The sequence below is a fragment of the [Clostridium] saccharolyticum WM1 genome (assembly GCF_000144625.1).
Classification (GTDB): Bacteria; Bacillota; Clostridia; order Lachnospirales; family Lachnospiraceae; genus Lacrimispora; species Lacrimispora saccharolytica.
In genome coordinates this window covers 2,942,321-2,956,208 of the sequence record NC_014376.1, presented here as the reverse complement: position 1 = coordinate 2,956,208, position 13,888 = coordinate 2,942,321, and the positions used below count along the sequence as shown (strand labels likewise).

The 13,888-nt window shown below is 35.6% G+C and carries 19 protein-coding genes; all 19 read left to right on the top strand.

Annotated elements, in window-relative coordinates:
- Positions 1–78: 78 nt before the first annotated feature.
- The 19 genes from CLOSA_RS13710 to thrS all read left to right on the top strand — a co-directional run bounded on the left by CLOSA_RS13710 (position 79) and on the right by thrS (position 13,868).
- The gene (locus tag CLOSA_RS13710) at positions 79–441 is read left to right on the top strand and encodes a NifB/NifX family molybdenum-iron cluster-binding protein (protein WP_013273365.1); all 363 of its coding nucleotides are present in this window, start codon (positions 79–81) and stop codon (positions 439–441) included.
- Between the two features lie 19 nt (positions 442–460).
- Positions 461–1,288 (top strand): nucleotide-binding protein, encoded by an 828-nt coding sequence (locus tag CLOSA_RS13705; RefSeq protein ID WP_013273364.1) that lies wholly within the window; start codon positions 461–463, stop codon positions 1,286–1,288.
- Positions 1,282–2,532: a NifB/NifX family molybdenum-iron cluster-binding protein gene (locus CLOSA_RS13700; protein ID WP_013273363.1), complete on the top strand. Its 1,251-nt coding sequence runs from the start codon at positions 1,282–1,284 to the stop codon at positions 2,530–2,532. The genes CLOSA_RS13705 and CLOSA_RS13700 overlap by 7 nt, the downstream gene beginning before the upstream one ends.
- A 14-nt stretch (positions 2,533–2,546) precedes the next feature.
- Positions 2,547–3,005 carry a Fur family transcriptional regulator gene (locus tag CLOSA_RS13695; protein WP_013273362.1) on the top strand — a complete coding sequence of 153 codons (459 nt, stop codon included), beginning with the start codon at positions 2,547–2,549 and terminating at the stop codon, positions 3,003–3,005.
- Between the two features lie 602 nt (positions 3,006–3,607).
- Positions 3,608–4,072: a metal ABC transporter solute-binding protein, Zn/Mn family gene (locus tag CLOSA_RS13690; RefSeq protein WP_081443031.1), complete on the top strand. Its 465-nt coding sequence runs from the start codon at positions 3,608–3,610 to the stop codon at positions 4,070–4,072.
- On the top strand, positions 3,987–4,637 hold the full coding sequence (locus tag CLOSA_RS13685; RefSeq protein WP_242647739.1) for a metal ABC transporter ATP-binding protein: 651 nt from the start codon (positions 3,987–3,989) through the stop codon (positions 4,635–4,637). The genes CLOSA_RS13690 and CLOSA_RS13685 overlap by 86 nt, the downstream gene beginning before the upstream one ends.
- 194 nt (positions 4,638–4,831) lie before the next feature.
- On the top strand, positions 4,832–5,161 hold the full coding sequence (locus tag CLOSA_RS23220) for a transcriptional repressor (RefSeq protein WP_081443029.1): 330 nt from the start codon (positions 4,832–4,834) through the stop codon (positions 5,159–5,161).
- A gap of 255 nt (positions 5,162–5,416) precedes the next feature.
- Positions 5,417–5,566 carry a 4Fe-4S binding protein gene (locus CLOSA_RS23585; protein WP_081443028.1) on the top strand — a complete coding sequence of 50 codons (150 nt, stop codon included), beginning with the start codon at positions 5,417–5,419 and terminating at the stop codon, positions 5,564–5,566.
- Positions 5,567–5,649: 83 nt separating this feature from the next.
- Positions 5,650–5,835 (top strand): DUF5320 domain-containing protein, encoded by a 186-nt coding sequence (locus CLOSA_RS13675; RefSeq protein WP_041708638.1) that lies wholly within the window; start codon positions 5,650–5,652, stop codon positions 5,833–5,835.
- Between the two features lie 4 nt (positions 5,836–5,839).
- Positions 5,840–6,148, top strand: coding sequence for a DUF5320 domain-containing protein (locus tag CLOSA_RS13670; RefSeq protein WP_013273361.1), 309 nt, complete (start codon positions 5,840–5,842; stop codon positions 6,146–6,148).
- A gap of 119 nt (positions 6,149–6,267) precedes the next feature.
- Positions 6,268–6,759, top strand: a complete 492-nt coding sequence (gene def, locus CLOSA_RS13665; RefSeq protein WP_013273360.1) for a peptide deformylase — start codon at positions 6,268–6,270, stop codon at positions 6,757–6,759.
- A complete protein-coding gene (locus tag CLOSA_RS13660) occupies positions 6,756–7,607 on the top strand; it encodes a damage-control phosphatase ARMT1 family protein (protein WP_013273359.1) in 852 nt (283 codons plus the stop codon). Before def ends, CLOSA_RS13660 begins: the two co-directional genes overlap by 4 nt.
- A 22-nt stretch (positions 7,608–7,629) precedes the next feature.
- Complete coding sequence (locus tag CLOSA_RS13655; RefSeq protein WP_013273358.1) at positions 7,630–8,106, top strand: DUF134 domain-containing protein; 477 nt, start codon at positions 7,630–7,632, stop codon at positions 8,104–8,106.
- A gap of 264 nt (positions 8,107–8,370) precedes the next feature.
- Entirely contained in the window at positions 8,371–8,754 is a 384-nt protein-coding gene (locus CLOSA_RS13650; RefSeq protein WP_013273357.1) for an iron-sulfur cluster scaffold-like protein, read from the top strand.
- A gap of 51 nt (positions 8,755–8,805) precedes the next feature.
- Complete coding sequence (locus CLOSA_RS13645) at positions 8,806–9,051, top strand: flavin reductase family protein (protein ID WP_013273356.1); 246 nt, start codon at positions 8,806–8,808, stop codon at positions 9,049–9,051.
- A gap of 67 nt (positions 9,052–9,118) precedes the next feature.
- Positions 9,119–9,973 carry an Mrp/NBP35 family ATP-binding protein gene (locus tag CLOSA_RS13640; RefSeq protein ID WP_013273355.1) on the top strand — a complete coding sequence of 285 codons (855 nt, stop codon included), beginning with the start codon at positions 9,119–9,121 and terminating at the stop codon, positions 9,971–9,973.
- 93 nt (positions 9,974–10,066) lie between these two features.
- Complete coding sequence (locus CLOSA_RS13635) at positions 10,067–10,468, top strand: iron-sulfur cluster assembly scaffold protein (protein WP_013273354.1); 402 nt, start codon at positions 10,067–10,069, stop codon at positions 10,466–10,468.
- Between the two features lie 68 nt (positions 10,469–10,536).
- Positions 10,537–11,886 carry an FAD-dependent oxidoreductase gene (locus CLOSA_RS13630; protein ID WP_013273353.1) on the top strand — a complete coding sequence of 450 codons (1,350 nt, stop codon included), beginning with the start codon at positions 10,537–10,539 and terminating at the stop codon, positions 11,884–11,886.
- Positions 11,887–11,978: 92 nt separating this feature from the next.
- Positions 11,979–13,868 (top strand): threonine--tRNA ligase, encoded by a 1,890-nt coding sequence (thrS, locus tag CLOSA_RS13625; protein ID WP_013273352.1) that lies wholly within the window; start codon positions 11,979–11,981, stop codon positions 13,866–13,868.
- Positions 13,869–13,888: the final 20 nt, after the last annotated feature.

Here is a 13,888-nt window from a genome sequence, read left to right as displayed (position 1 = left end):
TTGACAAAAACCAATAGTAATAGTAATATAATAATTAGCATATGCCCATAATAATAGTTGTGAAAGTGAGGTAGCAAAATGAAAATTGCAATATCAGCAACAGGTCAGCATAAAGAAAGCCTTTTGGATAGAAGGTTCGGAAGGTGTGACTATTTTCAAATTTTTAACACAGAGACTGGGGACTATAAGGTTATCAATAACAATGGAGTATCTTCAGGGGGAGGAGCAGGGATTGCAGCTGCAAGTCAGGTGATAGAAGAAAATGTGTCGGTAATTATAACAGGGAATTTAGGCCCGAATGCATTTGAGCTTATAGAAAAAGCAGAAATAAAAGCATACAGCTGTGAAGCACTTCCAATATATAGAGTGGTTGAGATGTTTCAAAAGAACCAGTTGTTCGAGATCAGTACGGCAGGAAATGCGCATCACGGTATGAAATAGCTTTTATAAGGAGAACGACATGAATATAGCAATACTTAGTGGAAAAGGAGGAACCGGAAAGACAACGGTATCTACTAATCTTGCAGTGACATTGGGCGTAAGTTATGTTGATTGTGATGTAGAAGAGCCAAATGGATTTATTTTTCTGAATCCTTCCATCCAAAAGGGAGAAGATGTTTTTGCCGGCTATCCTGTCATAGAGAAGGAAACATGTGTATTGTGCGGAGCTTGTGCAAAAGCATGTCAGTTTAATGCGCTGGCGAAGGCAGGGAATGAGATTGTTGTCTTTGAGAAATTATGTCATGACTGTGGTACATGCAGGCTGGTCTGCAAAACAGGTGCACTTTTCTATGCCAAACGTTCTATTGGAAAGTTGGAAAGCGGGAGCGCCAAGGACATCAACTGTTTAAGAGGAATTTTAAATGTTGGTGAGCCAATGGCAGTGCCCGTGATTCGTAAACTTCTTGTCAATTTACCAGAAGAAGATCATTTGATTGATTGCCCGCCGGGTACTTCCTGTAATGTAGTCAACGCCCTGAAATATGCAGATGAAGCAATTCTGGTTACAGAACCATCTGAATTTGGATTACATGATCTTAATATGGCTGTTGAACTTGTAAAGCTTTATCATATACCATATGGAATCATAATTAATAAAGATGATGGAACAGAAAATATGATTAAGAGTTATTGCAGGAAAAACAATATTACTTTATTTGGAACTATCCCTTATAGCATGGAAGCTGCAGCATTATATTCAAAAGGAATTATGTTGTGTGAAGATGAAGCTCATAAAAAAATATTTTACCAGATAGCAGAAAAGATAAAGGAGGCATTCTCATGGTGATATCTGTATTAAGCGGAAAAGGCGGCACCGGAAAAACGACTGTAGTTGCAGCTTTATCTGAGATTGCCAAAAAAGTAATCAAAGTTGACTGTGATGTAGATGCACCTAATTTATATCTGTTTTATAAAGGAACGGATATTGAAAAGAAAAACTTTTACGGCGGGAAAAAAGCCAGGATAAATAGAAGTCTTTGTATCAATTGTGAAATCTGCGAAGAGGTTTGTAAGTTCGGTGCAATTAAAAATTGTACGATCGATTTATTCAGCTGTGAAGGATGCGGAGCTTGCAAAGTCGTGTGCCCGCAAAATGCGATTTCTCTAGTGGAAGAAAAGACAGCAGATGTATTCTTAACAAAAACTGAGAAAGGAATTATTTCTCGAGCGATGATGGGAGTCGGAAGTGATGGCTCTGGTAAACTGGTAACGTATCTTAGAAAAAATGTAAAGCGTTTTGAAGATGGCAAGAACATCACGATTATTGATGGCTCTCCAGGGATCGGATGCTCCGTAATTGCTTCTATTACCGAAACAGATGTTGCATTAATCGTAACAGAGCCGACGAAATCAGGACTGGATGATTTGAAAAGAATTTTAGAACTTTCTGAACGCTTTGAAACGCGGGTTATGATCTGCATCAATAAGTATGATATCAATTCTGATATGACAGCTCAGATTGAGGCTTTTGCAGAGGATAAGAAGCTTTTTGTTGCAGGAAAAATACCATTTGATAAAAAGGTTATGGAATCTGTTAATACCTTAAAGCCGATTACTGAATTTGAAGATAGCTCTGCCAGAAAAGCAATTGAGGAAATGTGGCTTCGAATGAATAGTTATATGGTAATAACAAAAATGCAAAACAATACAAATCATAATTGGAGGAATGTAATGATGAGAGTAGCAGTAGCAAGTGATGGAAGTATGGTTAGTGGACATTTTGGACATTGTGAAGGATTTACTTTATATGACGTTGATAATGTTGAAGTGGTGAACAAGTCTTTTGTTGCAAACCCGGGACATAAACCGGGATATCTTCCGGTCTTTTTAAAAGAGCAGAAGGCGAATGTCATAATAGCCGGAGGTATGGGTGAAGCTGCTCAGCAATTATTTATAGAAAACGGAATTGAAGTTGTTGTCGGAGCACAAGGGATAGCAGATGATATTGTAAAACAATTTATCGGCGGAGTGTTAAAATCTACAGGCAGTGTATGTACAGAACATTCACACGAAGGCCATTGTAACGATTAAGAAAGGTGATCTGCTTGAGCGAAAATCTATTATGGTATCAAGAAATCTTATCTAATCATGGAATTAAGAACACCAAGCAGAAAGAATTAATATTAATTGAGTTGATGAATTCTTCGTGCCATTTAACTGCAGAAGAAATATACCAGCATTTGAAAGAAGAAAAAATTGGGTTGGCGACAGTATACAGAAGTCTCAAGATATTTGTGAAATTAGGAATAGTAAAAGTAATACCGATAGGTGGTATAAATTATTATGAACTAAAAATATTTAGCAGAAAACCTTTGCATATTCATTTTAAATGTTCCAACTGTAATGCTATGGTTGACATTGATGACGTCGACATTAACTTAGACTATATTAAATTAAATCAAAGGGTGGAGCAGAAGAAAGGACTTGAAGTAAAGGATGCAAATATAACGTTATTAGGACTCTGTAAAAAATGCAAAGAAGAACTAGCTTCCAATGCCAATTAAAGCGAGAAGATCTGAAGGTTTTCCTAAGGACGCATATTTTGTGCCCTTAGGAAAATCAAATAATACATATCTACGTCACTATAAAAAGGATAAAAGATAATGTCAAATTTATAGTTTATTAAAAGTTGGTTGCAGTAAAATGAATAATGATTGTAGAAAATGATTATAAAACTTTCTTAGAAAGGGAAATTGAGGGATCATATAGTATGCATCCTACTTTATCTAGCAATTATGACTTAAAGATTTTTTGCAGATTGGTAAAATAGAGCAAAAAAATCGAATACTAAAAAGAAATGGTGATTTAATGTATCAGAGGTATATTGAAGAATGGATTCCAAAGGAGAATACTTATTTTTTGGAATTTAATATAAAAGAGAAATGCGATATGGTAATTTGAACAGTAAAAGACTAAGTTCTATATAAAAGAATTTGGTCTTTTTTTAAGTGAATATAATAGAGTACCACTTAATATATTGACATATGCTCATAATGAGATTAGAATAATAATGCAAATGAATTGCAATAAGACAATTCATAACAAGTGAAACAGTCAGCTGATTCATTATGTATGCTATAAAAATATTGTAAGAAGAGGGGGTGCTATGAAGAGTTATAAAAAGAAACGTATTATACTTTTTATTATTGGAATAACATATGCGGCATTTTTGACTGCTTGTACTCAAACAGAAACAGAAGGTGAAAAGGGGGATAAATTAATTGTAGCAGTTAGTATAGTACCTGAAAAAACATTCGTGGAAGCAGTATGTGGAGAGCTGGTTGAAGTAGTTACTCTGATACCACCCGGCAGCAGTCCGGAAAATTACGAGCCAACACCAATGGAAATGGAGAAATTCAATAAGGCTTCCGTTTATTTTTCAATAGGAGTACCAACAGAAGAGGCGAATATATTACCTAATGTCGGTGATGTAAAAGTAATCTCATTAGAGAATAAAGTTGTAGATATCTATGAAGATAGGACTTTTGAATCAGGAGAAAGAGATCCACACTGTTTTAGGATTGACTCCGATAACGAGTGGAAAAATACAAATTTATGGGAAGAAACTTAATAAAAACAGATCTTCCGTAGGTTATGTACCCCAATTTGCAACAATGGACAGACGGTTTCCGATATCTGCACTTGAAGTTGTGTTAACGGGAAGGATTAAGCCTGGGGTGTCTCCATTTATGAAATATTCAAATGCGGATAAAGAGATATCGTACGAACAGTTAAAACGTGTTGGGATTGTAAGATTAGCAAACAGGCAGATTTCAGCATTATCAGGAGGTGAATTTCAAAGACTCCTAATTGCAAGAGCACTTACTATTAATCCTGAAATTTTGCTTTTAGATGAACCAACTGCAAGTGTTGATGCAAGCTCAAGAGATCAAATTTATGATTTGCTTGAAGCTTTAAACAAAAAAATGACAATTGTGCTTGTTACTCATGATCTTTTAGCCATTTCATCAAAAGTTCGAAGGTTAGCCTGCTTAAATGGAAGCTTGGTTTATCATGGAGAGCCGGAATTAAATGAACATATTGTAAATGAATTATATGGATGTCCGGTTGACTTAATTGCTCATGGAGTACCACATAGAGTGTTAAAAGAACATGAGGAGGGGATAACAAATTGATTCGTGCATTATTTGAATATCAGTTTTTACAAAATGCTTTATTGGCGGGAATTCGTGCAATTCGCAGACGGATAAAAACAAACAATATAAAGGCTGTTTGAAATAATTAGTAAAAACCGCTGTGGCTGAATAATCACAATTGGATCAATAAGGAGGAATAGGTCATTGAGCAATATCACAAATTATGAAGAAAAATTTATCGAGAACTGATTGAGAAGGACAAAAAGTCGGAAAGCAATTTTGGATATATTGACAAAAAGCAGTCAGCCAATATCGGCAGAACAAAATATAAATTATTAAAAGAAGAAAATATTGCTATAGATATATCAACTGTATATCGTACGTTGGAGGCTATGGAAAATATTGAATTAGTGAAAAAAATCAATATTATGGATGATGACAGAATGTTATTTGAATACAATAATATGAATCATAGTCATTATTTGGTATGTGTTGGATGCAAAAAAATAATAACGATTCAAAGCTGTCCTTTAGGATTTTATGAAGAAGAGCTGGAAAGCTAAACAAATTTCTCGATTTTAGGACACAAGCTATATCTGTATGGATATTGTAGTGAATGTCAAAATAACCATATGGATAACAAATAAGCAGTCAAATACTATAGAACAACTTTCCATTATTTTATAAATATAAAAATATTTAAATTTAGATAACAATGGATATTGACATATGCCCATAACTATATTATTATAGTTATGGGCATATGCTATTATCTGATAACTTATAAAAGCTTTTTACAATAGAAAGGGGTTGATTCTTTGGCAGCGAAAGTAAACGTAGACAGGTGCATAGGTTGTAGGCAGTGTGAAGAGATCTGTCCTGTTGGGGCAATTAGTATGGCAAATGAAAAGGCGGTGATTAATGACGACTGTATTGAATGCGGGGCTTGTATATCAACCTGTCCGTAAGATGCGATTTCTCTATCGTAAGCAGTTACTAATTAACACTAAACAACAAACATTCTGTTTAGATTGATTTCTCACTGGAGGTGATGGACATACCAAGGAGAGATGGAACAGGCCCAAATGGTATGGGACCAATGACTGGCAGAGGCGCTGGATTTTGCTTTGAAAGAAGTACGAATAATTTTATGCGCATAATAAGCTTGATACTTGGAGTATTAGGAATAATCCTGTATGTAATGAAAAATGATGCTTTGAATAAAAAGGAGGTGTAAAAATATGCCAAGAAGAGATGGAACAGGACCTATGGGAATGGGACCGATGACTGGAAGAGGCGCTGGACTATGCTATAATAATGCATATGGAATGCGCTTTCAAAACAGAGCAGTTGGTGGCTATGGATGCCAAAGAGGCTACCGTCGGCAATTTAACGAAACAGGAATACCCGGATATTTAAGAAACAATTTTTCTGTGAATATTCCCGAAATGGATGAAAAGACTTATCTTACTAATCAAGAGATTGTGCTTAATAATCAATTAAAGCTAGTGAAAGAACGATTAGCTGATATGGATGATTCAAAAGAATAGTTAGTGACTTTAGGGAGGCCGGCAATATAGCCGGCTTCCCTTAAAATACGAGATAAAGTGATAAATCAATTAAATATTCACTTCACGTTAAATTTTCATGAATTCAAAGGATGGATTATATGGCATATAGAAATATTAGAAATAATAAGGAAAATAATACTATATTGCGAAAGCAAGCAAAAAAAGTTGAAAATATAGACAATAAAGTGCTAACATTATTAGAAGATATGGCAGATACGATGTATCAGGAAGAGGGAGTAGGCTTGGCAGCTCCACAAGTTGGAGTGTTAAAGAGATTAGTAGTAATCGATATTGGTGCGGGGCTGATTAAACTTATTAATCCTGAGATTATGGAGCAATCGGGACAACAGCAGGGGATGGAAGGGTGCTTAAGTGTGCCCGGTATATCAGGAGAAGTGGTTCGGCCTCAAAAAGTACGTATTAAAGCTCAGAATGAGACAGGAGCATATTTTGAGTTAGAAGGTACTGATTTATTGGCACGGGCAATTTGCCATGAGATTGATCATCTGAATGGAGTTTTATTTATTGATAAAATAGTACCAGATTCAAATGTTGATAATCAGAATGAACGGAGTCGGAGGATACAATGAAATTATTTCTAGATTGTGTGCCCTGTATGCTGAGACAAGCACTAGAGGCATCCAGAATAGTAACTGATGATATAGAAATCCAGGAAAAAGTAGTAGAAGAAACTATTAGATTACTCCTGAATTACAAATCATATCGGAACTCACCTGATTTGGCACGGGGTATTCATCAGATTATTAAGACCCAGACGGGAAATATGGATCCATATTCAAAAATTAAGGAGAATGATTTAGAAGCTGCAATAAGTATTTATCCATATTTAAAAGAGTTTTTAAATTGTAAGGATGATAAAATATATTGGGCATTAAAGATTGCAGCAACGGGAAATAATATTGATGCGGCTGTATACAAAGATATCAATCTAACAAAATGCATTGAGACAGAACTAGATAAAAATTTTTCCATTTGTGATATCGAAATATTTAAAAGCAAGCTGAAGGAAGCATCCAATATACTAATTGTTGGTGATAACAATGGTGAGACGGTATTTGATAAAATGTTAATTGAATCATTGTCTGGAGTTACTGTTACCTATGCTGTGAGAAGTGAACCAATTATCAATGACGTAACAGAAAAGGATGCAATTGCTTCTGGGCTAAGCGAAGTTGCAAGAATTGTTTCAACTGGTTGTAATGCACCAGGTCTCATATTAGAGGATTGTGGCGATGAATTCATTGACATTTTTAATAAATCGGATATTATAATAAGTAAGGGACAGGGAAATTATGAAGCACTTTCGGATGAAAACAATAATGTTTTTTTCTTATTAAAGGCAAAGTGCCCAATGATCTCCCGTAAACTGAATGCAAACTTAAATGAATACATATTCAAATACAATGGCATAAAATAATTCTTATATAAAGGAGTCAAAAATGGCAAGACCTACAAAATGGAGAAAAATTGAACATATACCGGCAATCCCATATTTTGTACCATCAGAAACGGATGTAGAAGAGTTGCCGGAAAATATCTTAAAGCTTGAGGAACTAGAAGCAATTAGATTAAAGGATTTGGAAGGGTTGGAACAGGGAGAATGCGCAGAGCGCATGGAAGTATCAAGGCCGACCTTTCAGCGTATACTTTTATCTGCTAGAGAGAAAGTTGCAGATAGCTTGATCAATGGAAAAATGATTCGCATTGAAGGAGGTAATTTTACACGGAATATATGCCCAATCAGATGTCTGGATTGCGGAAAAGAGTGGAAGGAAAGCTTCGAAAACTTAGATGCTATCAAAAAGGGGCAGTATGCTTGCCCGGACTGTGGATCGGTTAAGATAATATGTGAAGACAATTGTAAAGGTAAGTTTTGTCATAAGAATTGCTGGCGGCATGGTAGAATGGATTTTTAAACACAAAATTGTTATTATATATGGAATGGTTAAAAAGTGCTATAGGCTGTTTCCTTAAATGGAAAGCGGTCATATAGCATTTTTTAATTTCTGGAAAAGAACCGGTTTATCGTTTCTTCTAGTATACAATAATTATCCAATATAATATTGACATATGCCCAAAATTGCATTAAAATATTTTAATGAGCATAAGACCAAAATAAAGAATCTGATTGAGTAAATTTGGATATGGATATTGATTAAATTATCGATAGGATGGGCGTTATGAACTGGGATATGTATACAGATAAAGTGATAGAACATTTTATGAGTCCAAGAAATGTTGGAAGTATGGTAGAACCGGATGGTGAAGGCCATTTTGGTGAACCTGAATGTGGAGACTCATTGACTATTTATATAAAAGTAAAGGACAATATCATTGCCGAAATCAGCTTTTTAGTTTTTGGCTGCGTAGCAGCGGTAGCATCGAGCAGTATAACAACGGAACTTGCGAAGGGAAAGACCTTAGAAGAGGCTTTTAAGATTACGGATAATGATATATCAAATGCATTAGATGGGCTTCCAGAAAGTAAGATGCATTGTTCTGTGCTTGGAGCAAGTGCACTAAAGAATGCAATTATGAATTATTATGAAAGAAATAATGATTAAGGAGGAAACAGCTTGCAATCAGAACATTGAATAGTCCCTCGAAGGGGACAAATGGGAAAGTATAGTAAAAGAGACTGTAATAAACTAGCAGACATGAATGTAAAACTTGAAGAAGGAAAAATAGTAAATGCTTCTATTTTAACTGATTGTCCAGTAAATATTGAGTGTACAGTTGTAGATTCGATTATGACGGGGTCACATGAAATGTTTATTGGAAAAGTAGAATACGTTCATGCAAATGAAAATCTGGTTAATGAAGAAGGAAATATTGATTTTTCTCAAATCAACTTGATTTAGGAAACACAATTTTACGTAATGTGTAAAATTTGTTAGTAAATAAATATTAAGGATAGGAGTTATCGCAATGGAAGAAAAGGCAAAAGGATGTTCAGACAGTGGATGTACAAAGGAAACATGTGAGGGATGTGAACACAGCAAACAAAGCTTATATGAAGAATTAAATATGTATAGCTCTGTGAAAAATGTGATTGGTGTTGTGAGTGGCAAAGGAGGAGTTGGTAAATCTTTCGTTACTTCAATGTTGGCGGTATTATTAAGTAGAAAGGGATATAACATTGGAATCTTGGATGCTGATATTACAGGTCCTTCCATACCTAAAATGTTTGGAATTACAAAAAAAGCAAAGGGAAATGAACTTGGAATTATTCCAGAACATACCCATAATAATATTCAGGTTATGTCGGTTAATTTACTTCTTGAGCAGGAAGATGATCCGGTAATTTGGAGGGGACCAATACTTGCTAATACAGTAAAGCAATTTTGGACAGAGGTATACTGGGGAGAGTTGGATTATTTATTAATCGATATGCCACCGGGAACAGGAGACGTTCCGTTAACCGTATTCCAATCGATTCCATTAGATGGTATAGTGATTGTTACTTCACCGCAGGATTTGGTTTCCATGATTGTTAAGAAGGCATATAATATGGCAAAAATGATGAATATTTCTGTTTTAGGTTTAGTTGAAAATATGAGCTATGTCAAATGTCCTGATTGCGGAAAAGAAATAAATCTCTTTGGTAAAAGTAAATCAGAAGAGATATCGAAGGAAATTGGAGTAGATATCTTAGGAAGAATACCAATTGATCCGGTGATTGCACAATTAGTTGATAAGGGTGAATTTGAGAGATTTGATTGTGATTGTTTGGCAGATGCTGCTAAACAGATAGAAAACATTTTTGCTAAGGAGATATCTTAAAAATAGCAATACTATTAGATAATATATGCTAATAATTTTGAGTGTATTTCATTAGAGAATATTCAATATTGAACAAAGATTGGAAGTGATGCTATGTATTGTGCTTCATTTACGGAGACAGTAATTGACCATTTCAATTCACCTCGTAATTGCGGTAGTATGGAAAATGCAGACGGCATTGGAAGCTATGGAGATGCTGACTGCGGAGATCATTTGAAAATATATATAAAAGTAAGGAATGAAGTGATCGAAGATATTAGTTTTTTGGTCGTTGGTTGTGTCGCTGCAGTGGCATCCAGCAGTATGACAACGGAACTTGCGAAAGGTAAAACGATTGAAGAGGCTTTAAAAATAACAGATGAAGATATCGCGGCAGCATTAGGAGGACTACCTGAAAATAAAATGCATTGTTCGGTATTGGGTGCAAAAGCATTGCGAAATGCGATTAAAGACTATCAGTACCAAGTTGTAATCAGAGAAAAGTTTATGAAATAGATTTATTCATAAATGATTTGTATCATGAAAGCTCAATTTATAATTAAGCAATGGAAAGGTGGATAAGAATGAAAAATGTTGATGTTTTAGTAATTGGCGGCAGTGCTGCAGGGTTGGTAGCTGCGATGACTGCAAAATTAAATAACCCTGATAAAGAGGTTATGTTAATTCGTAAAGAAGAAAAAGTTATGATCCCGTGTGGCATTCCTTATATTTTCGGAACATTAGGCAATTCTGACGGTAATATTCTACCGGATGGCGGACTTATTCAGCTAGGTGTCGAAATTAGAATTGATACTGTAATTGATATAGAAAAAGAAAAAAGGATATGCAGAACAGAAAGTGGTACGGATATTAATTTTGATAAATTGGTTCTGGCAACCGGATCTCTTCCTGTTAAGCCAGGCTGGTTAAAAGGCAGTGAATTAAGTAACGTGTTTACGGTTCCGAAAAGCAAAGTATATCTGGATCATCTGATGGAATGTTTAAAGAATTTCAAAAATATAGTTGTTGTAGGAGCTGGTTTTATTGGTGTTGAAATATCGGATGAAATCAATAAAGCAGGAAAGAACGTAACCTTAGTAGAAATACTGCCACATATATTGGGACTTGCCTTTGATGAAGGAGTTGCGGTGGATGCTGAGGAACAATTAAAATCAAGGGGCGTAAATGTAATCACGGGAATAGGTGTTGAACAAATAATTGGAACTGATAAAGTAGAGAAAATCAAGCTTGCGAACGGTGAGCTAATAGAGGCAGATGCGGTGATTTTATCTATGGGATACCGTCCAAATGCAGAATTGGCACAAAATATGGGCCTGCAGCTTAACGAAAAGGGTTTTATTAAAGTAGATCAATACATGAGAACAACAGAAAAAGATATATTTGCAGTAGGGGATTGTGCGGAAAAAAGAGATTTTGCAACAGGTAAAATATCTGGTATTATGCTTGCATCAACAGCATGTGCGGAAGCAAGAGTGGCTGGATTAAACCTTTATAGTCTGTCGACTTATCAGTCATTTGGTGGAACGATCGGAATTTATTCAACGAATATTGGTGCTTCTTCTTACGGAGTTGCGGGATTAACTGAGCAGGCTGCGTTAAATGAAGGATTTAGTATTGTTACAGGAGAATTCACCGGAATTGACCGCCATCCGGGTAAATTAGACAACGCGCATAAGCAAAAGGTAAAATTAATCGTATCAAAAGATAGTAAGAAAATTCTTGGTGGTGAGATAATCGGTGGAACCAGTGCGGGAGAACTAACAAATGTAATAGGCTTCATCATTCAGGGCGGCTTTACATTAACTGATTTGCTGGTGGCACAGATAGGAACGCAACCTATGCTGACAGCATCTCCTGCCGCATATCCGCTTATCAAGGCCGCTGAGGCAGTACTTATGAAATTGAAGAAATAATATCGATACCCCTGGCGATGTCAGGGGTATCATAACATTATAAGTTGGAAAAACTGCATTTTATATTAAAAATAATAGTAGGAGAAGGAAGTATGAAAATTCAACTAAAAGATGGTGCGGTAAGAAATTATGAGAAACCTATTACTGTAATTAAAATTACTAAAGAATTAAGCGAAGGATTAGCGCGGGTAGCATGTGCCGGTGAGGTTAATGGTAATTTGGTAGATTTAAGATATGAAATTAATGAAGACAGTAGCCTTTCTATACTAACATTTGAAGATGAAAAGGGAAAATCATCGTTCCGGCATACAACTTCACACATTTTGGCTCAAGCAATAAAAAGGCTGTATCCGGGTGCAAAGCTAGCGATAGGACCGGCGATAGAAGACGGATTTTACTACGATTTTGATTTTGAAAAAGCAATTAGCAATGATGACTTATCTGCTATTGAGAACGAAATGAAGAAAATCGTGAAAGAAAATTTTGAGATTAAAAGATTTACGTTAAATAGAGATGAAGCGATCGCCTTTATGAAGAAAAGAGGAGAAGATTATAAAGTCCAGTTGATTAATGATTTACCGAAAGATGAGGAAATCAGCTTTTACGAACAGGGAGACTTTGTTGATTTGTGTGCAGGGCCTCATTTGTTAAGTACTAAATATGTTAAGGCTTTCAAACTGACGTCAGTTGCAGGTGCCTATTGGCGCGGTAATGAAAAAAATAAAATGCTGACTAGAATTTATGGTACATCATTTCCAAAGAGCTCAGAATTAGAAGAATATTTAACAAGAATGGAAGAAGCAAAAAAACGTGATCATAGAAAATTGGGTAAAGAGCTGGGGTTATTTACTTTGATGGATGAAGGACCGGGATTTCCGTTTTTTCTTCCAAAAGGAATGATACTGAAAAACCTTCTAATAGATTACTGGAGAAAAATACATGAGCGTGAAAGATATGTAGAAATTTCAACTCCTATGATGCTAAGCAGAAAACTGTGGGAAACCTCAGGGCATTGGGATCATTATAAAGATAATATGTATACCACAAAAATTGATGAGGAAGATTTTGCTATAAAGCCAATGAATTGCCCCGGAGGATTGTTGGTTTATAAATCGGTTCCCCATTCTTATAGAGAATTACCAATCAGAATGGGAGAATTGGGATTAGTTCACAGACATGAAAAATCAGGAGCATTACATGGACTTATGAGAGTGCGTTGTTTTACTCAGGATGACGCTCATATCTATATGACACAGGAACAGATAACAGACGAGATCAAAGGAGTTGTTCGTCTCATTGATGAAGTCTATAGTAAATTCGGTTTTAAATATCATGTCGAATTGTCTACAAAACCTGAAAACAGTATTGGCAGTGAAGCGGATTGGGAGATTGCGACATGTGGATTAAGAAAAGCACTCGATGAACTTCAGATGAATTATGTAGTAAATGAAGGCGATGGAGCATTCTATGGACCGAAGATTGATTTCCATCTTGAAGATTCAATAGGAAGAACCTGGCAGTGCGGAACAATACAATTGGATTTCCAATTGCCACAACGATTTGAAGCTGAATATATAGGTGCTGATGGCGAAAAGCATAGGCCAATTATGATACACAGAGTAGTATTCGGCTCTATTGAAAGATTTATCGGAATATTAATTGAACATTTTGCCGGAAAGTTCCCGGTATGGCTGGCACCGGTACAGATTAAAATCCTGCCTATTTCAGAAAAATTCAGTACCTATTCGAAAGAAGTATTGATGAAATTAAAGAAAGCCGATATCCGTTGTGAAATGGATGAACGTGATGAGAAGATAGGATACAAGATTCGGGAAGCACAGCTTGAAAAGGTTCCGTATATGCTTATACTTGGTGAAAAGGAAGCAGAAACAGGGATGCTTTCAGTAAGAAGCAGAGAGCAAGGTGATATTGGAATTATGAGTATAGAAAAGATTATTGATCTTATAAAAAGCGATAGATAAACCTATTGATTTTTATTAGT

Coding starts and splice junctions, on each gene's coding strand:
- CLOSA_RS13710 (WP_013273365.1), top strand. CDS start 79: ATGAAAATTGCAATATCAGCAACAGGTCAGCATAAAGAAAGCCTTTTG.
- thrS (WP_013273352.1), top strand. CDS start 11,979: ATGAAAATTCAACTAAAAGATGGTGCGGTAAGAAATTATGAGAAACCT.
- CLOSA_RS13650 (WP_013273357.1), top strand. CDS start 8,371: ATGAACTGGGATATGTATACAGATAAAGTGATAGAACATTTTATGAGT.
- CLOSA_RS13655 (WP_013273358.1), top strand. CDS start 7,630: ATGGCAAGACCTACAAAATGGAGAAAAATTGAACATATACCGGCAATC.
- CLOSA_RS13630 (WP_013273353.1), top strand. CDS start 10,537: ATGAAAAATGTTGATGTTTTAGTAATTGGCGGCAGTGCTGCAGGGTTG.
- CLOSA_RS13705 (WP_013273364.1), top strand. CDS start 461: ATGAATATAGCAATACTTAGTGGAAAAGGAGGAACCGGAAAGACAACG.
- CLOSA_RS13635 (WP_013273354.1), top strand. CDS start 10,067: ATGTATTGTGCTTCATTTACGGAGACAGTAATTGACCATTTCAATTCA.
- CLOSA_RS13675 (WP_041708638.1), top strand. CDS start 5,650: ATGGACATACCAAGGAGAGATGGAACAGGCCCAAATGGTATGGGACCA.
- CLOSA_RS13690 (WP_081443031.1), top strand. CDS start 3,608: ATGAAGAGTTATAAAAAGAAACGTATTATACTTTTTATTATTGGAATA.
- CLOSA_RS13660 (WP_013273359.1), top strand. CDS start 6,756: ATGAAATTATTTCTAGATTGTGTGCCCTGTATGCTGAGACAAGCACTA.
- CLOSA_RS13640 (WP_013273355.1), top strand. CDS start 9,119: ATGGAAGAAAAGGCAAAAGGATGTTCAGACAGTGGATGTACAAAGGAA.
- CLOSA_RS13700 (WP_013273363.1), top strand. CDS start 1,282: ATGGTGATATCTGTATTAAGCGGAAAAGGCGGCACCGGAAAAACGACT.
- CLOSA_RS13645 (WP_013273356.1), top strand. CDS start 8,806: ATGGGAAAGTATAGTAAAAGAGACTGTAATAAACTAGCAGACATGAAT.
- CLOSA_RS13670 (WP_013273361.1), top strand. CDS start 5,840: ATGCCAAGAAGAGATGGAACAGGACCTATGGGAATGGGACCGATGACT.
- def (WP_013273360.1), top strand. CDS start 6,268: ATGGCATATAGAAATATTAGAAATAATAAGGAAAATAATACTATATTG.